The sequence below is a fragment of the Aquimarina sp. U1-2 genome, from assembly GCF_017897595.1.
Classification (GTDB): domain Bacteria; phylum Bacteroidota; class Bacteroidia; order Flavobacteriales; family Flavobacteriaceae; genus Aquimarina.
In genome coordinates this window covers 76427-97146 of record NZ_JAGKIK010000007.1, presented here as the reverse complement: position 1 = coordinate 97146, position 20720 = coordinate 76427, and the positions used below count along the sequence as shown (strand labels likewise).

The 20720-nt window shown below is 34.2% G+C and carries 21 protein-coding genes; 9 read left to right on the top strand and 12 right to left on the bottom strand.

Annotation, left to right across the window (positions count from 1 at the left end; translation table 11 throughout):
- The first annotated feature begins 218 nt into the window (after nucleotides 1–218).
- Entirely contained in the window at nucleotides 219–1730 is a 1512-nt protein-coding gene (locus tag J8281_RS11005) for an NADP-dependent isocitrate dehydrogenase (protein ID WP_210197676.1), read from the top strand.
- A gap of 80 nt (nucleotides 1731–1810) precedes the next feature.
- Here the strand turns inward: J8281_RS11005 and J8281_RS11000 are convergent, their stop codons facing one another.
- Both J8281_RS11000 and J8281_RS10995 read right to left on the bottom strand, forming a co-directional pair.
- Complete coding sequence (locus J8281_RS11000) at nucleotides 1811–2578, bottom strand: TIGR02757 family protein (protein WP_210197675.1); 768 nt, start codon at nucleotides 2576–2578, stop codon at nucleotides 1811–1813.
- Nucleotides 2578–3261 (bottom strand): ABC transporter ATP-binding protein, encoded by a 684-nt coding sequence (locus tag J8281_RS10995; protein WP_210197674.1) that lies wholly within the window; start codon nucleotides 3259–3261, stop codon nucleotides 2578–2580. The genes J8281_RS11000 and J8281_RS10995 overlap by 1 nt, the downstream gene beginning before the upstream one ends.
- A gap of 312 nt (nucleotides 3262–3573) precedes the next feature.
- Here J8281_RS10995 and msrA point away from each other — a divergent pair, with 312 nt between their 5' ends.
- From msrA to J8281_RS10980, 3 genes are all read left to right on the top strand, one after another.
- Entirely contained in the window at nucleotides 3574–4131 is a 558-nt protein-coding gene (gene msrA / locus J8281_RS10990) for a peptide-methionine (S)-S-oxide reductase MsrA (protein ID WP_210197673.1), read from the top strand.
- A 5-nt stretch (nucleotides 4132–4136) separates the two neighbouring features.
- Nucleotides 4137–4733: a GTP cyclohydrolase I FolE gene (folE, locus tag J8281_RS10985; RefSeq protein WP_210197672.1), complete on the top strand. Its 597-nt coding sequence runs from the start codon at nucleotides 4137–4139 to the stop codon at nucleotides 4731–4733.
- A 123-nt stretch (nucleotides 4734–4856) separates the two neighbouring features.
- Nucleotides 4857–5156, top strand: coding sequence for a hypothetical protein (locus J8281_RS10980; protein WP_210197671.1), 300 nt, complete (start codon nucleotides 4857–4859; stop codon nucleotides 5154–5156).
- A gap of 7 nt (nucleotides 5157–5163) precedes the next feature.
- On the opposite strand, the gene J8281_RS10975 is transcribed toward J8281_RS10980, so the two are convergent.
- The 6 genes from J8281_RS10975 to J8281_RS10950 form a co-directional block, all read right to left on the bottom strand.
- Complete coding sequence (locus J8281_RS10975) at nucleotides 5164–5685, bottom strand: DUF6787 family protein (protein WP_210197670.1); 522 nt, start codon at nucleotides 5683–5685, stop codon at nucleotides 5164–5166.
- 789 nt (nucleotides 5686–6474) lie between these two features.
- Nucleotides 6475–6903, bottom strand: a complete 429-nt coding sequence (locus J8281_RS10970; RefSeq protein WP_210197669.1) for a DUF6146 family protein — start codon at nucleotides 6901–6903, stop codon at nucleotides 6475–6477.
- Between the two features lie 51 nt (nucleotides 6904–6954).
- Nucleotides 6955–7593: a DUF937 domain-containing protein gene (locus J8281_RS10965; protein ID WP_210197668.1), complete on the bottom strand. Its 639-nt coding sequence runs from the start codon at nucleotides 7591–7593 to the stop codon at nucleotides 6955–6957.
- Nucleotides 7594–7761: 168 nt separating this feature from the next.
- Nucleotides 7762–8712: a D-2-hydroxyacid dehydrogenase gene (locus J8281_RS10960; protein WP_210197667.1), complete on the bottom strand. Its 951-nt coding sequence runs from the start codon at nucleotides 8710–8712 to the stop codon at nucleotides 7762–7764.
- 173 nt (nucleotides 8713–8885) lie between these two features.
- Nucleotides 8886–9950, bottom strand: a complete 1065-nt coding sequence (serC, locus tag J8281_RS10955) for a 3-phosphoserine/phosphohydroxythreonine transaminase (RefSeq protein ID WP_210197666.1) — start codon at nucleotides 9948–9950, stop codon at nucleotides 8886–8888.
- 232 nt (nucleotides 9951–10182) lie between these two features.
- Complete coding sequence (locus tag J8281_RS10950) at nucleotides 10183–11244, bottom strand: acyl-CoA reductase (protein WP_210197665.1); 1062 nt, start codon at nucleotides 11242–11244, stop codon at nucleotides 10183–10185.
- A gap of 66 nt (nucleotides 11245–11310) precedes the next feature.
- On the opposite strand from J8281_RS10950, the gene J8281_RS10945 reads away from it, so the two are divergent.
- Both J8281_RS10945 and J8281_RS10940 read left to right on the top strand, forming a co-directional pair.
- Nucleotides 11311–11661, top strand: coding sequence for a 4Fe-4S dicluster domain-containing protein (locus J8281_RS10945; protein ID WP_210197664.1), 351 nt, complete (start codon nucleotides 11311–11313; stop codon nucleotides 11659–11661).
- Nucleotides 11662–11982: 321 nt separating this feature from the next.
- Nucleotides 11983–12615: an outer membrane beta-barrel protein gene (locus J8281_RS10940; protein WP_210197663.1), complete on the top strand. Its 633-nt coding sequence runs from the start codon at nucleotides 11983–11985 to the stop codon at nucleotides 12613–12615.
- Between the two features lie 270 nt (nucleotides 12616–12885).
- Here the strand turns inward: J8281_RS10940 and J8281_RS10935 are convergent, their stop codons facing one another.
- The 4 genes from J8281_RS10935 to J8281_RS10920 all read right to left on the bottom strand — a co-directional run bounded on the left by J8281_RS10935 (nucleotide 12886) and on the right by J8281_RS10920 (nucleotide 17989).
- Nucleotides 12886–13254 carry a hypothetical protein gene (locus J8281_RS10935; protein ID WP_210197662.1) on the bottom strand — a complete coding sequence of 123 codons (369 nt, stop codon included), beginning with the start codon at nucleotides 13252–13254 and terminating at the stop codon, nucleotides 12886–12888.
- A 1024-nt stretch (nucleotides 13255–14278) separates the two neighbouring features.
- The gene (locus tag J8281_RS10930) at nucleotides 14279–14776 is read right to left on the bottom strand and encodes a DoxX family protein (protein ID WP_210197661.1); all 498 of its coding nucleotides are present in this window, start codon (nucleotides 14774–14776) and stop codon (nucleotides 14279–14281) included.
- A 228-nt stretch (nucleotides 14777–15004) separates the two neighbouring features.
- Entirely contained in the window at nucleotides 15005–16711 is a 1707-nt protein-coding gene (locus J8281_RS10925; protein ID WP_210197660.1) for an alpha-amylase family glycosyl hydrolase, read from the bottom strand.
- Nucleotides 16712–16798: 87 nt separating this feature from the next.
- Nucleotides 16799–17989, bottom strand: coding sequence for an AraC family transcriptional regulator (locus J8281_RS10920; RefSeq protein ID WP_246849082.1), 1191 nt, complete (start codon nucleotides 17987–17989; stop codon nucleotides 16799–16801).
- A gap of 84 nt (nucleotides 17990–18073) precedes the next feature.
- Between J8281_RS10920 and menA the strand changes: the two genes are divergently transcribed.
- From menA to J8281_RS10905, 3 genes are read left to right on the top strand one after another with little or no spacing between them, the layout of a single operon-like run.
- Nucleotides 18074–18973: a 1,4-dihydroxy-2-naphthoate octaprenyltransferase gene (gene menA, locus J8281_RS10915; protein WP_210197659.1), complete on the top strand. Its 900-nt coding sequence runs from the start codon at nucleotides 18074–18076 to the stop codon at nucleotides 18971–18973.
- A 26-nt stretch (nucleotides 18974–18999) separates the two neighbouring features.
- On the top strand, nucleotides 19000–19680 hold the full coding sequence (locus tag J8281_RS10910; RefSeq protein WP_210197658.1) for a metal-dependent hydrolase: 681 nt from the start codon (nucleotides 19000–19002) through the stop codon (nucleotides 19678–19680).
- Complete coding sequence (locus J8281_RS10905; RefSeq protein ID WP_210197657.1) at nucleotides 19681–20715, top strand: o-succinylbenzoate synthase; 1035 nt, start codon at nucleotides 19681–19683, stop codon at nucleotides 20713–20715.
- The last annotated feature ends 5 nt before the right edge of the window (nucleotides 20716–20720 follow it).

Here is a 20720-nt window from a genome sequence, read left to right as displayed (position 1 = left end):
AGAATAAAAATTGGGTTTCTGGAAATTGATAGCTTATAAATCAGATTGTTAATACACCTTCTTGTAATACTTCTGTATAGAAGATATACTAAGTTTCATATAGTTATCATAAACATTTGTTTATGATAACTATATTTAAATTAAATAATAATTTATGAATTAATTTTTTGAACTTTGTACTAGTAAATCTAATGATATAATTTCTAAATCGAATGAATATGAATAGTACATCAGTATCAGTTCAACAACAAACAGAAATTGCAAAGAGCATTAAAGTAGCTATTGCTAAAGGGGATGGTATTGGTCCTGAAATCATGGAAGCTACACTACGGGTGCTACATGCAGCAGGAGCCAAAATTGAACCAGAATTTATCGATATCGGCGAAAAAGTATACGAGTCGGGTAATACATCGGGTATTTCTGAAGCAGCATGGGACGCTATACGTAGAAATAAGATTATTTTAAAATCACCTATTACTACTCCGCAAGGTAAAGGATACAAAAGTTTAAACGTAACCTTGAGAAAATCTTTAGGTTTATTTGCAAATGTACGACCAGTGGCTGCACTACACCCTTATGTGCACACCAATTTCCCGGATATGGATGTGGTCATTATTCGCGAGAACGAAGAAGATTTATACGCCGGTATAGAACACCAGCAAACCCAGGATGTTGTGCAGTGTTTAAAATTGATTACAAGGCCTGGCTGTGAACGCATTATTAGATATGCTTTTGAGTATGCCCGAGCTTACAATCGAAAAAAAGTTACCTGCATGGTGAAGGATAATATAATGAAATTAACTGACGGTCTTTTTCATGAGGTTTTCAAAGAAATCGGTGCTGAGTATGAAGATATTGAGCAAGACGTACAAATTATTGATATTGGTTCTGCCAGACTTGCAGCAAAACCTGAAGATTATGATGTGATCGCAACTTCAAATTTATACGGAGATATAATTTCAGATATTGCAGCAGAAATTGGAGGGTCTGTAGGTATGGCAGGTTCTTGCAATATCGGTAAGAATATCGCTATGTTTGAAGCCATACATGGATCTGCACCAGATATCGCAGGACAACAAACGGCAAACCCATCGGGTTTACTTAATGCAGCCATCTTGATGCTGGCTCATCTAGGGCAAACTAAAACAGCCGATAAGATCAAGAATGCTTGGCTGGCTACTTTAGAAGATGGTGTGCATACCGCCGATATTTATAAAGAGGGAATGACTACAAAGAAAGTTACAACTTCAGAGTTTGCCGATGAGATTATCTCAAGATTGGGTGCAATACCTCAACAATTATCTGTAAGTAAACTTTCAACAGGAAAAGGTAAGATCACCATACCCGATTACAAGAGAAAAGAGACCGAAAAAGTGTTACTAGGAGTTGATGTATTTTTAGATTGGCAAGAAACCAATCCCGAAAAACTGGGCAAGTCACTAGAAAAAATCGATTCGTATAAACTCAAATTGAAGATGATCACCAATAGAGGTGTAAAAGTATATCCGAACGGACTTGAAGAAACGTTTTGTACAGACCACTGGAGATGCCGATTTGTATCTACCGATATGGACACTCAAAATAAAACGCTTACCTATGAAGAAGTAGAATTTGAGCAAGTAATCGATTTACTGTCCAAATTAAATGCCAACGGATTTAATGTGATCAAAACTGAAAACCTTTACGAGTTTGATAAGAAAAGAGGATTTTCTTTAGGACAAGGGGAGTAGTAGGTAGTTAATACCTTTGTACGAGCCTAAAGGTATTATACCCTTTGGCGGCTCCAATACAGTTCTTGAATTCTAATGATTTATAAAGTAGTAAACTTTTCAAAGACCCCTAGACCAAAAAGTGCGTAATCGTACTTGACAGGGTCTACGGGGTCAAATTTTCGTAGTTGACTATCTAACTCTTTAACAGCTTTTCCATCGTTTTGCTTACGACTTAAAATCCCAAGTTTACGAGCTACATTGCCGGAGTGGACATCCAAAGGGCAAGATAATTGTGAAGGGGAGAGATGCTTCCAAATTCCTAAATCAACACCTTTTCTGGCATCTCTAATCATCCAACGCAAAAACATATTGATTCTCTTGGCTGCCGAATTTTTGCGAGGATCACTAATATGTTTTTCAGTTCTGATTTCATGTGGATAGTTAAAAAATTCCTTTTTAAAATGATGTATTGCGTTTTGTAGATGTGTTTCAGTTTTGAATTGCGTATAAAACGCTTCCATGCTTGCATATTTTAGATAAAAATTACGCAAAGCTTTAATAAAATATACCAAATCCTCACCATTAAATGTTCTATGCACGAAGCTTTCCATATTTTTTAAATCATTTTTGGTATGATTCATTATAAAGTCGTGAGGGCTATTATCCAGTAACAGCATCAATTTATGGGCATTGTTTAAAATACTCTTTCGGTTTCCCCATGATATTGTTGCGGTAAGAAAACCTGAGATTTCTATATCCTCTTTTTGCGTAAAGAGATGAGGTATTTGAACCGGATCTGTTTCAATAAACTTGGGATGCTCGTAGCATAACGCTTTTTCATCAAGAAAGTCTTTTAGCTCATGCATTATGCTATGGTTTTGCCGAAGTTTTGTATGATATTACCATCAACCATGACGAGTTTTCTATCTGCCATATCGGCAAGCTCTTGATTATGGGTAACGATAACAAATGTTTGTCCGAACTCATCTCGTAATTTAAAAAAAAGTTGATGTAGATTTTCTGCAGCTTCACTATCTAGGTTTCCAGAAGGTTCGTCGGCAAATAGTACCTTAGGATTATTAATAAGTGCTCTTGCCACGGCCACTCGCTGCTGTTCGCCACCAGAAAGTTCGCTGGGTTTATGGTCGTATCGATGCGATAATCCTAAAAAGTCTAACAATTCTTTTGCTCGTCTTTCTGCTTCCAGTTTTGGAGTTTTTTTAATAAAAGCAGGAATACACACATTTTCTAAAGCAGTAAATTCTGGAAGTAATTGATGAAATTGAAAAATAAAGCCCAGTTGTTCGTTTCTAAATCTTGAAAGTTGCTTTTGCGAGAGCATATGTATATTAGAGCCATTAATAGTTAAGCTACTTTCTTTAAGATCAGTCGCTTTATCTAGCGTTCCTAAAATCTGTAATAATGTAGTCTTACCAGCACCAGAAGCACCGACAATAGAGACGATTTCACCTTCTTCAATATGTAGATTTACACCTTTGAGCACATGTAAATCACTATAATGTTTGTGAATATTATTTGCTTTAATCATTACTTTTATTTGAAAAAGGGAAAGGTAATCAATAGCATTAAAATCCCCAAGCGTATTGTCTAGAAGAACGTTTTAAATCATGGATTCTAAAATGCTTTAGTTTGCCTTTCATCTACTTTTTTGATCATTGTAAAACTATATTTTCGCCGAAATGATGATACTAATGAATTGTTAAAATGAGCCAAAAGCGCTTACTATCTGCGTATTTTAGTGAACTGATTTCATGTTCTGGTTTTAGACAAAACAACATTTTTTTAGCAAATTGAAAAAGTGTAAATCAGTTCAGTTATAAAAATAAGAATGAGTAGTGCTATGAATGATAAAACTTTGAAGAATGCCGTATTGGCCGGAGGATGTTTTTGGTGTACCGAAGCTGTTTTTCAACGTCTTGAAGGAGTTGAAAAAGTGATTTCAGGATATACCGGCGGAACTATTAAAAATCCCGCATATCGAGAAATTACAACCGGTAGAACGGGACATGCAGAGGCGATACAAATCATATTTGATGAAGAAAAAATCAGCTATAAAGAACTTCTGGAAATATTTTTTGCTACTCATGATCCTACAACTTTAAATCAACAAGGAGCCGATCGTGGTACTCAATACAGAAGTGCAATTTTTTATGTTGATGAAGAACAAAAACAAATTGCAAAAGAGTATATTAATTTTCTAACCCATCAAAATGTTTTTGATAACCCAATAGTTACTGAGGTTACTGAGTTAGGACCGTTTTATAATGCAGAAGAGTATCATCAAAATTATTATAACCAGAATAGTGAGCAAGGATATTGCCAATTTGTAATCAATCCGAAACTTAACAAATTAAATAGTACCTTTAAGCGTAAACTAAAAACAGAAAAACAGTCGTAATTACTATGTCATACTCAAATTTCGAAGAATACAATATGGAAGTTACAGCGGGGATAAAAGAAAAGTTTGAGGCGATAATTGATGAATTGGGAGAAGATGTAACGCGCGAAGGAATTGTAAAAACTCCTGAAAGAGCAGCGAAAGCAATGCAATTTCTTACGCAGGGCTATCATCAGGATCCGGCAGACATATTAAAAGGCGCTATGTTTAAGGAAGAATACGATGATATGGTCATTGTAAAAGACATAGAATTATATTCTTTATGCGAACATCATATGCTACCATTTTTTGGAAAAGCACATATAGCCTATATTCCCAACGGTTATATCGTAGGATTGAGCAAATTACCAAGAATAGTAGACGTATTTGCAAGACGTTTGCAAGTACAAGAGCGATTAACCCATGATATTCTAGAATGTATCAATGACACACTAAAACCTAAAGGTGTGGCTGTAGTTATCGAAGCTTCGCATATGTGCATGATGATGCGTGGTGTTCAAAAGCAGAACTCGGTAACGACTACTTCTGGTTTTAGAGGTCAATTTGAAAAAATTGAAACAAGAACTGAATTTTTACGTTTGATCACTGCTGACCTTGGGTAAATGTATTGGAATAGTATTTGTCATCACAGAAAGTAGGTGTTCAAACATTATGTAGAAGAGCTATCTTTACATTGTAAAAGAAATGGGAAGGGATACGGCAAGATTAAATTATAGTGATTATTTATGACAAGTAATACATATAAAAAATTGGGATTGAGCCTTTTATTTGACGGTCTGGGCATGGTTACTTATGCTATCCCTGGGATTGGAGAATTCGGCGATATCTTATGGGCACCTTTGTCGGGTTGGTTGATGACAAAAATGTATAAAGGGAATATGGGAAAGGCAGCAGGCATATTTACATTTGTTGAAGAAGCGCTACCCGGGCTCGATTTTATTCCGTCTTTTACGTTGATGTGGTTATATACTCACGTGATAAAGAAAGAAAAAGCAGAGCGCGTTATCGATGTAGATATTTCATAAACCGGATTTAATCCCCTAAAAAACGAGCAAATCCTAGTCTGCTTAGCATTTTTTTCTCAAAATTCCAGAAAAATTTAAATTGCCCAAAGAGCCATCCTATAATAAGAAGAAGTATTTGATATACAGGAAATATGAATACAATTCTTACAGGCCAATAGATCCAACCGATAGTAGTTTCTTTTGTTAAACCTAATAAACTAATAATAGGATCAGAAATACGTGCTGCAGTAGATCCCGTTATTGCAAATGCAATAAAAATTGCGATCAATTCCCAACGATACGTAACGTCCCATCGAGTTTCTAAGAAAGAAAATAATTTTAATGTGATAAATAAAAAGATGAAAGAGGCCAAAAGAGTAATTGAAGAAAGTAACCCTAAATAGGCTACGCTTGTTTCTGTAATACCTAATGTATTCATGATAAACTTGCCTAGCACATATCCCGAAAATAACAGTCCAATTATGCCTAATACAGGAAATAAAAGTTGCCAATTCGATTGTATCTCCCAACGATTTATAAATCTTTTCATGTATTCAAAATTTTATAATTCAATGAAAAATTAGTAATTACAAAATCATAAACAGATGTAACCACTTCGTTTTCGCATAAACTTGTTGTAATCATAACTGCAGGGTATGCTGAAAAAAGTTTGTGCTCATTTCATGTTGCAAAAATACAATTTAATATTGAACTCATTTGCACTTTTTTAATTGAACAAAAAAGTTTAACGTTATGAAGATCAGGGATCATTACTAATACTACTTCCACTTTAAAATTACTCATTAAATCTGCCTACCTGGTGGATGACAGGCAAGATTTACCTTTTCCGTTTATACTTCAGCATAAAAAGTAAGCCTAGCTATGGCTATGATTTAGGTTTCTTTTTTGTCTAAACAAAAAATGATTGCTTTTTATTTGAGCAATTTCAAAGTAGAACCAGTTGAAAGATGTTTAAATGAATTTATTGTTACGTCTAAACCCGATTAATGTATTAGGGTGTATTTTCAAAGTTTAAAAACATTGTTGTCCGATAAAAACGTTGATACGCTCTGAAAACTTCTATTACCATAAAGAATTTATGAGTTTATAGAAAAGACACCTTGCTTTTCTAAAATTTAGACAACTTATTTTGAAACTGAATAGCCTTTACTTCAAAAACCATACTAGACAAGTAGTTACAAATAAGTCTTTGTTCTATTTTCTAGCAGCGCAGCGGTCTAGTTTCTGTAACCGGATAATACTGGTTTAATAGTATAACATAATGCTTGGTTTTGCCGCAGTTTCAAGTCGTTATAAGTTTTCTAATACATAGAGGGGTTTAAAATGTTCTTCCCCTTGTCATTATAAAATTTTGACGATAGCGCTGTTCGAAGTATAGAAAATAGTGATAGAGTAAATAGTTCACCTCATATCCGTAGTGAATATTGGGCTCATACTCTATTCTTTGAATATACAGATTAGGATTAAATCGTTGAGGTTCAAGAACACGTTGGTTATATTCATTAACATACAACCTATTTCTTGTCTCTAAGAATTGTTCAGAATAAAAGCCTCTGGGCCGCTGTGTCACTAACCAACTTGTAAACCCCGGTTCTATTATTATGATTTCATATTCTAGACTGTCGTTGCTAATTCTAACGGTATCTGATGGATTAGGCGTTGACGACACATTCATATTTTTATGTTGTGTTGAAGTACAACTCACAATAAGTAGCGCAACCGATATTGCAATAAAAAACGTCTTCATTTAGCTATAGAATTACCATCAAAGCCAGCACAAAAAAGTTAGAGTTTAAGTCTATTTTCCAAAAAGACCACCTAATATACCTCCTAAACCGCCTTTCTTTTTTGTAGAACCACTAAAAATCATACCCGCCACATCGTCAAGAATACTTCCATCTCCATCGGCATCGAGAAATGACTCGATTAGCGACTGTTGTTTTGAACCTCTTTGCGCACCAGACAATCCGCCTAACAAATTCATCAAACCGTTCGAATCATTTACATTCTGTTGTGATGCTTGTTTACCAAGAATACCCATCAAAATTGGGGCTGCTACCTTTAAAATTTCACTTACCGATCCAGGCTCAACTCCAGATTTTTGGCTTAAGGCATTTTCGACAGCCGGTCTTTTACTACCCAGTATGTGCCCTAAGATTCCGGCGCCATCATTTCTAACCTCCTGATCTACGCCACCTTCAAATAAACCACCTAGATTGTCTAAAATTCCGCCAGAGTGCTTACCCGACAATGCACCTAAAATACCAGATGCTCCTTCTTGAGTGGTAGCATTACGTTGCATGGCTCCCATCAAAACTGGCATGGCCATACTAAGAACATCTCCAGTTTTATTTGCAGGCTGTCCTGTTTGAGAACTTACGCCATTAATAATTTGTCTGCCCATAGGGCTATTTAAAAGATCTAAAATTCCTGACATGGTTATGTGTTTTAAAATCTAATTTACATCTTTTCTGTTAAAAAAATTAAGAATACTACTTTAATTTTTTTTGATTATAGGAAATACCTAGGTATTTTTTAAAAAATAAAAAAAGCGCTATTCTAAAACTGAAATAGCGCTAAACTTCTTAATGTCCACTGAAATTTCTTATTTCAATAGTTGTATAATTTGATCTGCTAATTCTTGTCCAATACGATCCTGTGCTTCTGAGGTAGCAGCACCTATATGTGGTGTTAATGAAATTTTATTGTTCATTAATACTTTAATAGAGGGGCTTGGCTCATCCTCGAACACGTCGAGTCCGGCGAAGCTTAGTTTTTTATTCTCAAGAGCTTGAACTAGTGCAACTTCGTCGACCACACCTCCTCTTGCAGCATTAATAATGCCTGCTCCCTCTTTCATATGTTCGATTTCAGCTTTCCCGATAACGTAATCTTTTTGTGCGGGAACGTGTAATGTAATAAAATCAGCATTTTTGAGGACTTCTTCTTTAGATACTGTTTTGATTTTAAAATGTAAAGCTTGCCCGTCATAGAATTCTAAAGGAATTTCAACCTCTTCTGTATACGGATCAAAGGCAATTACTTTCATACCGACACCAATTGCTATTTTTGCAGTTGCCTGACCTATTCTTCCGATACCTATAATACCCAAAGTTTTTCCTCTTAATTCTACTCCCGCGGCATAGGATTTTTTAAGATTTTTGAATTTGCTATCGCCTTCTAAAGGCATGTTTCGATTGGCATCGTGCAAAAAACGAACACTTCCGTATAGGTGTGCGAATACGAGCTCTGCTACCGATCCCGATGACGCAGCCGGAGTATTAATAACATGCAATCCTTTTTCTCGTGCATAGGCTACGTCTATATTATCCATTCCTACACCGCCTCGACCAATAATCTTTAACGAAGGGCAGTTGTCGATGATATCGGTTCGCACTTTGGTGGCACTACGCACAAGTAAAACCGAAATATCATTTGTATTGATATAATCTATGAGCTGGTCTTGAGCAACAGTAGTCGTAATTACTTCGAATCCGTTTTTTTCTAGAGCTTGAATACCAGATTTTGAAACTCCATCATTTGCTAATACTTTCATTATTATTAAGATACGTTAGTGTGTTAGGCGCTGTTTCAATATGCCTTAACACTTTTGGTTAACTATTTAGTTTATGTTTATCGTCACCGCCAAAGGGTATAATACCCCAAGGTAGTTCACTAGGTTTGCCAGTGCTATTTATAAATGAATTTGCAAAAAAACTGGCACACCTTTTATGCTTTTCTCTCTAGGTCACTCATTACATCGACCAAAGTAGCTACACTATCTATGTTCATAGCATTATACATGCTGGCTCTGTAACCTCCTACACTACGATGACCATTTACCCCGTTAATACCGGCTTCTTTGCACATGGTTTCAAAAGTTTCTTTAAGATCTTCATTAACTAAAGTAAAGGTTGCATTCATAGTAGAACGATCTTCTTTTGCAGCAAAACCTTTAAAAAGCGGGTTAAGATCTATTTCTGAATAGATTAATTTGGCCTTTTTCTCATTTTTTTCTTCGATCACATCAATACCCCCCAAATTTTTTAACCATTTGAGTGTGAGCATAGATGTATATACAGCAAATACTGGTGGTGTGTTAAACATACTTGCTTTGCTAATATGAACTTGGTAATCGAGCATTGAAGGAATTTGCCGTTCTATCTTACCTAAAATATCTTCTTTAATTACAACTAGGGTAGTTCCTGCCGGACCCATATTCTTTTGAGCACCAGCATAAATAAGACCAAATTTCGAAAAATCCAGCTGGCGAGAAAAAATATCACTACTCATGTCGCAAATTAGAGGGGTATCAACTTCTGGAAATTCTTTCATTTGAGTTCCAAAAATCGTGTTATTACTCGTACAATGTAAATAATCTAGCCCTTTTGGAACCGTGTACCCTTTGGGAATATAATTAAAATTGGATTCTTTTGAAGATGCAATCTCTATGACCTCTCCATAGAGCTTCGCTTCTTTTATAGCCTTGTCACTCCAACTACCTGTATTTAAATAGCCGGCTTTTGATTGTAAAAAATTATAGGCGACCATAAGAAATTGAGTGCTAGCTCCACCCTGAAGAAAAAGTGCCTTATATCCTTTTCCTTCTAACCCTAGTAATTCAAGTGCTAAACTACGGGCATCTTCCATAACATCTACAAAATCTTTACTTCGATGCGAAATTTCAATAATAGAAAGACCTGAGTTATTGTAGTTTAAAATAGCTTCTGATGCCTCTTTAAATACTTCTTGCGGTAAAATGCAGGGTCCAGCGCTAAAATTGTGCTTTTTCATCGTTGATTTTTATTTTTATTAATTGTTTTAGATATATATTTAAGTATTGAACTGGTTTCAGCATCTCATCTTACTTGTAATCACTAGATATGAGTGAGATTTTGAAACCAATTCAATAGAACCTTTGTGTATTACCTATTACGGGCATTCAATTACGTAAAGGTAGTTCTACCCTAACAACACAAAGGTGCTAATAATCTTATTTAAAATCATTATTAAAATGATAAATTATCTAATTAATTTTTAACAAAAAATCAATAATATCAATACCATCTGCGTAATCTGAAAGAGAAGGCTTTTGCGATTGTCCGAATTGAATAGTGTTCTCATCAAAGTGATCTGCTATAATACACTGAATTTTTTCACTATTCTTTTTTAATGTATTAGCAAGCTGATCTGTAGTATCGTAGGTTTCATAGAATAAAGTCGCAATGGGTGATCCATAGTTTTGATCTTCTTTAATCATTAAAAAACCGTTTTCTAGTAGCTTAAAATTGCTCATCAGGTACACCGCTTTATTATAGTCATAATTATTAGCATATTTGGCGCTTTTCATGATATCCTTATAATCATACATCGCTTTGAAGAATACATCAAAATTGTAACCTTTGGGAACCATTAATTTAGATACATTTCTACATCCTAAACCATAGTATCTAAAAATATCTTCACCCAATAATTGAAGTTGTGTTGTGGATTCATTTCCATCTATAATGGCAATAGAGTTTCTGTTTTTACGTATAATATGGGGTACTTTGCCAAAATAATACTCAAAATATCGCGCTGTATTGTTACTACCGGTAGCTATGATAGCATCAAAATCAGAGATTTTCTTTGAGGTAAATGTAATTTTTTCTTCGAATTTAGGTTCGATTGCAATCAGATAAGAAGCTAAAAAGGGTAGAAGCTGATTATCATCAGAGGATTGTTTAACAATGATATGATGTCCTGAAATCAATACCGATAGAAAATCGTGAAATCCAACTAGCGGAATATTTCCCGCCATGATGACACCCACCGTTTTGGAAACCACGGTGTCTAAAGGATACGAAGATACCCATGCTTCTAAGCGGTTTTTTGTAAGAGCATTACTCCATTGTTCTAGTGCAAATATCACGTTATCCTTGGTAAACCAACCGTTATAATGAACTGCCCCATCAATCTTTAACACCATTTTATCAAAAAAGAGATCGTTATAAGATACGCTTCTAATTCTCTCATAACCAGTAGATTTAAATTGTCTAATAAAGTTACCTAATAGGGCAAAAGCACGAATTCTATCATTTAATGTCATTGCTTATTTGTTTATCACTAGTATAGGGGTTATTTTTGTTTTGCAAATTTAGAATAAAAAAGAGCTATGGCAATTATAATAACAGATGAATGTATAAACTGCGGAGCATGCGAGCCAGAGTGTCCTAACACCGCAATTTATGAAGGAGCAGACGACTGGAGATACGCAGATGGCACAGATTTGGAAGGCGATGTAATTCTACCTGGTGGAAAAGCTGTTAACGCAGATGAAGCACAAGAGCCTGTAAGCGACGAAATTTACTATATCGTACCTGATAAGTGTACAGAATGCAAGGGTTTTCATGAAGAACCTCAATGTGCCGCGGTATGTCCTGTAGATTGTTGTGTGCCAGACGAGGATATCGTAGAGACTGAAGAATTTTTATTGCAGAAACAATCCTTTATGCATAAAGATTAATTAGGCACTATAAGATAATAACTATAAGTTACATAAATGATCTTAAAAGGAATGCTTAAAGAATTAGAAGTAAACCTGTCAATAGACAGGTTTTTTTATGGTCATCTTTTAAATTTTAGTATTTTCGTTATTCATTTAATCCGATTTATGTATTAGAATTTCATTATGAGGGTTAAATATTTTAAAATTCGAAATTTTAATAAATCACCGCTATGTTTAAATTGAAAAATATAGTGAAGCCCTAATTTTTGAAGGAGTTTTGATCTGTACTATATTCTTTACAATATAAACTGTGTTTAATCTCAAATCAATGACAATATCATGAAAAAAATCATACTACTTTTAACTTGTGCCTTTTTCTCTTTTTCAAGTTATTCACAATACCGTTGGGAAGTATCTGCCGGAGCTACCTTTTCACAACTTGATTTGGATACTTCAGAATTAGAAAGTGAAGGTCGCAAAGCCGGATTTTTCGTAAATGCGGGTTATGGGTATGTTATGGGTGTACGAGCAAAAACGAGTATCGTTTTTTCTTTGGATCTTTTACAACGGAATAGCGAACTTACCAATAAACTTGTGGACCCAGAATCGATACAAGACATAAGTTTTTTACAAGTGGGAATTACTCCAAAATTCAGGTATCTATTTGGAGCGGGAAAAGATAGATTTAGAGCTTTTTTGAATGTAGGTCCATCGTTTAGAATTAATGCCAATGTAGAACTAGGCGGTGAAGAGTTAGATTCTGAAGCCTACGAAAATGTAATCATTGGTGGTGTTTACGGAGCAGGATTCTCACAAATGATCGGAGAAAAGTTTGATATCATGGTCGAAATAGGAGCGATGAATGATTTTGTAGATAATTTTAATGACGATTTTATAGAAGGGAACAGTAAATTTTTTGATTTTTACGCCAGAGCAGGCATACGATTTCGTATTTACGACGCTAGAAGATAATAATACGAAGTTATTACGTAGTGATGACGAATATCTAGTATTATTTCAAGCTCAGAGATCCCAAATACTATACTAATATGATAAATGGATAATTTCAGTCGATGCCCTTTTTGCTAGTTTGGCTTAAGTCACATTGAAATGAATTATTGATCTGTTTCTAGATCTATGTCGAATTACAACTTCTATTTTCGAAATTTGAGGTATTTATTTTTTAAAATTTCGGTCGTAATATCGATAAATAATTAAGCATACGAAACGAAGCTATCTGTATTAAGCATCGAAGCCCGAAAGAGCGTCTCTATATTCTCTTAGGTCAGCTACGTTTGTCTTGTTGTTTACACTTTTGGTTAATGAAATTAAATACTTTAGACTTTCTACAGGTTCTATGGTACCTTCATTTGTAATTTCTGAAGTTTCATCGACAGGCTCATCATCTGGTATCGGGATTAGAAAAGAGTTATTTTCTTCAATATGTTCATAAGTATACCGTAAGACCTTTACTACTAACGGAATTTCTTCTTGTAGTGCATATGCTCTTAATTGTTTCAAATCCTCGATTAGTGTATCCATGGTGATACCATTTTTATCGAGGTCTTCTAGAATCTTATCAACTAATTTGATGGCCTTTTTATTTTCCAAAGGAGTAAACGTATTTGATGAGTTAATTATTAAACACTGCAAATTTAATTTTTTCCAGAATTATCACCCTATGAAAAGAATTATTTATTTTGAGATATTGGTTTTTTTTGGTTTACAATTATTTAACAAATACAAGTTTATAAATATAAAATATTGAATATCAATGTTTTAATACCATCTACTTAAATGAATGATACTAATCCTGCTAAAGTTTGAGGTAAAACCGTAACCACATATGCTACAATCCTCTTTATCTTTGAAAAGTATTCCAATTACAATTTTTCCCTTACTTTTTTTGTTTTCCCCAACACTTACCTCCTTAATCCTAAGGAGGTAAGTTCTTTTTTATTGGCCTCCTGCGTATTCAGATAATAATGTTAGCATCAGTCCATATTTAGCTAAGCCTATAAAATTTTCAAATCCTAAAAAATCTATTTTACAAGCGCTGGGTCATTTAATCCAGTTTTCTTCTCAATCGCTTATAGTAATAGTGTGAATATGCATTGACCTTATAAATAAGGGATTGTGATCTGATTACTTAAAATTGATGGCAGAATAACAAACTGATAATATTTTCATACGCCTGAGATGCTTGATAGTTTTGTGTCTACTTATATTCGTTTCATTTATCTCCGGATACTTATGTAGTCGTCTTTACCCAAAATAGGAACATTTTGATTAACATAGTTCTAATAAAGGGGAAACATGTTTTATACCGTACTATTGATCGTATCAGTTGTGCATTTTGATTTTTTATTCAAAATATGTTGATTAAAGCGCTTCGATCATAGAAAGAAGTTCATCAAGCCTTTTAATAAGCTAAGGATACTATTGGATTTTAGATTAGAAAAGCTATTTTCGATACTCCTAATCAAGTTGAGGGCAGGCTAATTTTTCTTCATGTCATCTCAAGCAGAGTGTCGATAGATTATTAGGAAAAATCATTCAAATTAATGTTTTTCTTCACTATTTCCCTCCTAATACACAACGAGTTGATCATAAATTGAACTACGTTAAGAAACGTTTATTTTGGCAGAAACCACTTTTTGGTTATTAAGTAATCAAACCCAAATCGCCCAGAACCCAAAACTAGATTGTATATAGATATCCATAAGAACCCCATAGCAGGTAACATACCCCATAAACCATCATTCCATTTTTGTAAAAAGATAGCGACCAACATGGTACACATAATGAAGAATGAAGCTACTCTGGTTTTTAAACCAATTGCTAGAAACATTCCTCCAATAGCCTCACTAGCTGCACCTATCCACGCAAAAAATACAGGAAATATGGCAAAGATACCACCATAATTAGCTACATCATTCGGAAACCAATCTACAACTTCTAAAAATGCCAAATCTGGTGCGCTATTGGTACTCCATGGGACACCAAATTTGCTTCCACCAAAATTAACAGCAAGAAAAAACCCACATAGGATTCGAGGGATAGCAAATAATAAATCTATATACCATTGTTTCATTGTTACTGGGCTCACTACATTTTTTAATACTCTTTTCATGATTTTAACTTTTATTGATAGGTGCTACCATAGGGTATCATACCCTATGGTCTACCTTGTTATTGAAAATTAGTTTCTTATAAATACCCCTAAGATTTATCTCAAGGATAATTTACTAGACTCTTCAAAAGTCAAAAAATTCAGTGGTTAAAGCGTCTCAAAACATAAAAAGACGGCTCACATTATAATTTGAGCCGTCTTGTATTATAGGGTTCTTTTCTCTATTGCCTAATTTTTAAGAGCAAGCAAGGCAATATCAAAATCTGAATACAAAGCGACTTCATCTTTTATTACTGTTACTGTGGTACCAGAATAATGATCTGTCAGAACAGTATTTTCGGGGAAAATAGAATTAATTTTTATCGTTTTTTTACCTTTCGGAAGATCTAGGCCTATTATCACCTTATCCACGAATCCATTTTTAGAATAGTTTCTGTAGAATACATATGGAGATTTCGAAATCATTTTATGACTTCCTGCACCTATAGAAGGGTGATTGTATCTAAAAGTACCTAATTTTTGCCAATGGGCTAGCAATGCCTTGGTATCTTGATTTTCTAATGCTTTCCAATTCATATTTGATCGTAAGGTAGCATCTCCTTTGGTATCTTCAATAACTAATGGTCTGGCTATCTCATCTCCGTAATATACTTGGGATACACCTGGTGTCAATAAAAGTTTGGTTGCCGATTCATAGGTTTTTTGTCTTTCTTCATCAAAGGGTTCACCATCGTCATGAGAACTAATGTAATTCATTACACTTTTTCCTGTTAAATTAGTTTTCAAAATTGTATCGTATTTACTAAACAAAGCTTCATAATCTAACTGTGCCGCATCATATTTAAACTGAAAGTTAATTAGATTGTCGAAACCATGTGCAAAATAATCTACTTTGCGATCCCCAAAGTCATACTGTCGTTTACTATCAATTCCATATCCGTACAATTCACCTAACATATAGAATTTAGTATCATCCAGAACTTTATCGGGATGTGTTGTCTTCCATTCGGTAAAAGCAATTTCTGCTTGATCTGCTAATACAGCCCATACATCTTCTTCGACATGTTTTACTGTGTCTACCCGGTATCCATCTATTCCTAATTCCCGCACATAATCTGTAAGCCATTTTATAATATAATTTTTTGGAGATCTTTTTAATCCGGTTTTGGTAAAGAAAACATCGATTTCGGCCAATTCAGTTTCCAGTCTTCCTTCTGCTTTCCATTTATCTAAGAGTATCGTTGGCAGTTCAACTTCTTCATTACTTTCAGTTTTAATATCAGGAAGGTTTTCTACCAAAGTACATGAAACTGCGCTTTCATAACCTTTGTAGATACATTGAGGCGCTGTGCGCACCCAATTATCTGGCCAAACAGGATCTTTTTTGGTTACTGGTCCGGTATGATTTAACACTACATCCATAAGTATGCGAATGTTACTTTTATGTGCAACCTCAATCAATTGTTTGAGATCTTCATAAGTACCAAAGTTAGGATCAATTTTGGTCCAGTCTTTTGCCCAATATCCATGAAAAGCATAAGTGTTGCCTGTTCCCTCATCAACGCTACCATGAATTTGCTCTACTACAGGGTTGAACCATATGGCATCTATTCCAAGCTTGGTAAAATAGCCTTCTTCAATTTTTTGTATAATACCTTTTATGTCACCTCCTTCAAACCCTCTCAGTTTTCCGGTTTTTTTGTTGCGATCTAACACATTATCATTGCTAGAGTCACCATTTTTAAATCTGTCGGTTAGTAGAAAATATACATTGGCGTTTTCCCAAATAAAAGTTTTCTTTGTAGTAGAAGAGACTTCTATTTTTTCGTTCTGAGTAACTTCTGAAGCCGTTTTTTCTTCTTTTTTTGAATCGCTATTGCAACCTACAATAAAAACTATAAAGATTATTAGGGCCAGTTTAGTAAGATTCGTCATAAGTTTCATTGGTTTATAAAACGCTAATCTATAAAAACTAATATAAAAATTACAGAAAGGTGAACTATGAAATTCTTAAAAGTATTTTTAGTAAGCCTTTCCTAATGTTTGAAGGTATTGCGAAGGAGAAGTATTGGTAAGCTTTTTAAAAACTCTATTGAATGTGGCCTTGCTATTAAAACCGCATTCGAATGCTATTCCTAAGAGGGATAAATGTTCTTGTTTTCCTTCTTCTAGCATTTCCTGAACAGCTTGTACTCGGTAAGTATTGATAAAATCGTTAAAGTTTTTTTGAAAACCATCATTAATGGTTTCTGAAAGCTCTGATACTTGAATTTTGAGCATTTTAGAGAACTCTGTGAGATTTAAATCAGGATCTAAATAGGGTTTTTCTTTTTTCATAAAACTCTCAAGTTTGATCTTGCGTTGTTGCAGATCATTGTTAACTATTTTTGCAGATGATTTGAAGTTTTTTTTCTTTTCTACATTGAAATCTAATGATTTCAATTTATTTGTATCTGTGAAATATCCTTTTATTCCGATATAAATTATGGCTATTGCCGAAAAAAACTGGTACCACCAAAGTTGAGTCCAATGTAAATCTATTATTAAATCCTCGATTGTGCGTTGAAAAATGCTGTATAGAAAAAGAAACGAGTATATAAATAAAAAATTACGCATCCAATTGAGCTCTAGTTTATATGTGTTAGAAAAAAATTGGTGAATTTTATTTTTATATTTATAATATAATTGAATAGTAAATGCAAGATAAAGCAACATTTGGATGTTTTCTAGAATTCCTAATAAAGGTTGAACGTATTTTTCGTCAAGATTTATTTTTAAGAAACCGTTTTGAGTATCCTCAAATCCGGGTTGAGCAGCATCGTAAATAAAAATTATGATTTTGTAGATTACAAAAAGAAACACTGGAATAAAATGAATACAATCTATTTTTACAAATCTAAAATCAGATGAGGTGATTGATTTTACATAAAAATACAATAATGGTCCGATCGCAAGACTAAACGAAATCAACCAATAGTTAATTTTAGTATTCCTAAAAGTATCATACCATCCCATAAAACCAATAGTATATGTGGTTCTATGGTATCCAGTAATAAAGATCAGTAAAGCCAAAATTAGTGCCGGAATATACTTTTTCTGAAAAAAACGCTGAAGTAATAAAAATGCAAAAATAAATGCCTGAAGAACTAATAGTAGGAGGGGAGTGCTAAAAATGTTAAATGATGGGAACTCAAATAGAACAATATACGACATAATGCGAAGGTACAGAATTGAAAGAATTAGTTTTTATTTTTTTTTAGTATAAAATGATGTTCCTTTGAATTTAAATAATTTTTGATGAGTATATTGAAGGCATGGGTGTCTGCGGCCCGATTACGAACATTACCATTGTCAATATCAGGCATTATTGTTGGATCTGCTCTAGGAACCCCTATTTTTTGGCAGACATCAATTTTCTGGTTAGCTTTACTAACTACGTTGGGGCTTCAAATTTTATCAAATTTTGCGAATGATTACGGCGATGGCATAAAGGGGACAGATAATCAAGATAGAGTTGGGCCTCCCAGAGCATTACAGATTGGATCTATTTCGAGTACACAAATGCTTCGCGGTATAGTGATAACTGCATGTCTTACATTTGTACTCGCCATTTCACTTATTTACGTGTCTTTTGGAAAAGAAAATTATATATACACTATTATCTTTTTTCTTTTAGGTATTATGGCTATTGCAGCGTCTATACTATATACTGTAGGCAAATCTGCGTATGGATATCGAGGGTTAGGTGATGTGTTTGTATTTGTATTTTTTGGTTTGGTAAGCGTAGTTGGTTGTTACTTTCTTTTTACAAAAACAATCGAAGATTTAGTTGTTCTTCCTGCAATTACTATTGGGCTGTTAAGTACGGCAGTGCTCAATCTGAATAATATGCGAGATCATAGTAATGACAAAAAATCTAATAAAAATACATTGGTGGTTAAACTCGGTATTCAAAATGCTAAAATGTATCATTTTTGTTTGGTGATTTTAGCCATATGTATACTATCCATATTTATTTTTTTTAGTTATGAAAAACCCTTAGATCTTATTCCCTTAATTGCATTTATTCCATTATTTATACATATTAATAAAGTTAGAAATACGAAGCATGCAGAATTATTAGATCCAGAACTTAAAAAAGTAGCTTTAACAACATTTTTACTAGCAATACTATTTAGTCTAAGTCAGATTTTATAATTTTCAGAATAAAAACTCACATAGTTATGAAAATTACCTTCTACGGGCATAATACATTGTTAATCGAAATTGCCGATAGCCTTGTTTTAATAGACCCATTTATTTCTGGAAACCCGCTTGCTAAAGATAAAATAGCCCCAGATTCGATAAAAGCCGATTATATTCTACTTACGCATGCCCATCAAGATCATGTGCTAGATGCAGCCTCTATAGCTCAGGCAAATAATGCAACTATAGTTTCCAATTATGAAATTGCGATGCATTACCAAAATAAAGGGATAGAAGCTCATCCTATGAATCACGGTGGAAATTGGGAGTTTGATTTTGGCAGAGTAAAATATGTAAATGCCATACATACAAGTAGTTTTGAAGATGGCACCTACGGTGGGCAACCGGGTGGTTTTATAATTGAAGGGGAGCACAAAACCATTTACATCGCCGGCGATACAGCGCTAACTATGGATATGAAACTTATTCCATTGCATACCCAACTAGATTTGGCGATTTTACCCATTGGGGATAATTTTACAATGGGTGTAGATGATGCTATCATTGCGAGTGATTTTGTTGAATGCGACAAAGTACTAGGAGTTCACTATGATACGTTTGGGTACATCGAGATTAACCATGAAGAGGCTAAACGTAAGTTTTTTGATAAAAACAAAGACTTGATGCTCTTGGAAATTGGTGAAAGCATAGTGTTATAGATGAACGCAACATATCAAAAATATATACTTGAGTTTAAAAAGCCTAGCGGCACTTCTCGCGGAATTCTTAAAACTAAAGAAACTTGGTTCATTACAATTTCAGACGGTGAAGACTATGGTATTGGTGAATGTGGTATTTTGAGATCGCTAAGTATCGATGACAGACCAGATTATGAAGAAAAATTAGCATGGACATGTAACCATATTCATCTTGGAGTCGAAAGGCTTTGGGAAGAACTCATAGAATTCCCCAGTATTCAATTTGGTATTGAGATGGCCTTTTTATCGTTGCAAAGTGATACCCCTTTTTTAGTATTTCCTTCAGAATTTACGCAAAATCGAGATCATATTCCTATTAACGGATTAATATGGATGGGAGATAAAGAATTTATGGTAGCACAGGTTAAAGAGAAACTTGATCAAGGTTTTGACTGCATTAAAATGAAAATAGGAGCTATAGATTTCGCGGCAGAACTTGATATTTTGAATGATATACGATCTAAGTACGACTCAGAAACGATACAGTTACGAGTAGACGCTAACGGAGCTTTTTCTCCTGGTGAAGCTCTAGAAAAATTAAAATGCCTGTCAAAATACGATTTACATAGCATAGAACAGCCTATTAGACAAGGTCAATGCCAAAATATGGCCGATTTATGTGCTAGCACACCTTTACCGATTGCTTTGGATGAAGAATTGATAGGTGTTTTTGATATCACACATAAAAAAGAGCTGCTGGATACGATACAACCACAATATATTATTCTTAAACCAAGTTTGATAGGTGGGTATAGAGGAACCAAAGAATGGATTCAAATAGCTTCAGAACGGAATATTGGATGGTGGATTACAAGTGCTCTCGAGAGTAATATTGGTTTAAATGCTATTGCTCAATTCACGTATACTTTACAGTGTGATATGCCACAAGGATTGGGAACCGGAGGTTTGTATACTAATAATTTTCAGTCGCCGTTACAGGTAATTGATGGAACGTTGGTATATGATTCAGAAATTGAATGGGACGTTCGACTATAAATTAA

Bases quoted from the DNA above. Each gene is read 5' to 3' on its own strand.
- J8281_RS10960 (WP_210197667.1), bottom strand. From the start codon at position 8,712: ATGAAAGTATTAGCAAATGATGGAGTTTCAAAATCTGGTATTCAAGCT.
- J8281_RS10910 (WP_210197658.1), top strand. From the start codon at position 19,000: ATGAAAATTACCTTCTACGGGCATAATACATTGTTAATCGAAATTGCC.
- J8281_RS10975 (WP_210197670.1), bottom strand. From the start codon at position 5,685: ATGAAAAGATTTATAAATCGTTGGGAGATACAATCGAATTGGCAACTT.
- J8281_RS11005 (WP_210197676.1), top strand. From the start codon at position 219: ATGAATAGTACATCAGTATCAGTTCAACAACAAACAGAAATTGCAAAG.
- J8281_RS10905 (WP_210197657.1), top strand. From the start codon at position 19,681: ATGAACGCAACATATCAAAAATATATACTTGAGTTTAAAAAGCCTAGC.
- J8281_RS10995 (WP_210197674.1), bottom strand. From the start codon at position 3,261: ATGATTAAAGCAAATAATATTCACAAACATTATAGTGATTTACATGTG.
- J8281_RS10970 (WP_210197669.1), bottom strand. From the start codon at position 6,903: ATGAAGACGTTTTTTATTGCAATATCGGTTGCGCTACTTATTGTGAGT.
- J8281_RS10950 (WP_210197665.1), bottom strand. From the start codon at position 11,244: ATGACATTAAATGATAGAATTCGTGCTTTTGCCCTATTAGGTAACTTT.
- msrA (WP_210197673.1), top strand. From the start codon at position 3,574: ATGAATGATAAAACTTTGAAGAATGCCGTATTGGCCGGAGGATGTTTT.
- J8281_RS10930 (WP_210197661.1), bottom strand. From the start codon at position 14,776: ATGAAAAGAGTATTAAAAAATGTAGTGAGCCCAGTAACAATGAAACAA.
- J8281_RS10980 (WP_210197671.1), top strand. From the start codon at position 4,857: ATGACAAGTAATACATATAAAAAATTGGGATTGAGCCTTTTATTTGAC.
- J8281_RS10965 (WP_210197668.1), bottom strand. From the start codon at position 7,593: ATGTCAGGAATTTTAGATCTTTTAAATAGCCCTATGGGCAGACAAATT.
- J8281_RS10945 (WP_210197664.1), top strand. From the start codon at position 11,311: ATGGCAATTATAATAACAGATGAATGTATAAACTGCGGAGCATGCGAG.
- J8281_RS10940 (WP_210197663.1), top strand. From the start codon at position 11,983: ATGAAAAAAATCATACTACTTTTAACTTGTGCCTTTTTCTCTTTTTCA.
- J8281_RS11000 (WP_210197675.1), bottom strand. From the start codon at position 2,578: ATGCATGAGCTAAAAGACTTTCTTGATGAAAAAGCGTTATGCTACGAG.
- serC (WP_210197666.1), bottom strand. From the start codon at position 9,950: ATGAAAAAGCACAATTTTAGCGCTGGACCCTGCATTTTACCGCAAGAA.
- menA (WP_210197659.1), top strand. From the start codon at position 18,074: ATGAGTATATTGAAGGCATGGGTGTCTGCGGCCCGATTACGAACATTA.
- folE (WP_210197672.1), top strand. From the start codon at position 4,137: ATGTCATACTCAAATTTCGAAGAATACAATATGGAAGTTACAGCGGGG.
- J8281_RS10925 (WP_210197660.1), bottom strand. From the start codon at position 16,711: ATGACGAATCTTACTAAACTGGCCCTAATAATCTTTATAGTTTTTATT.
- J8281_RS10920 (WP_246849082.1), bottom strand. From the start codon at position 17,989: ATGTCGTATATTGTTCTATTTGAGTTCCCATCATTTAACATTTTTAGC.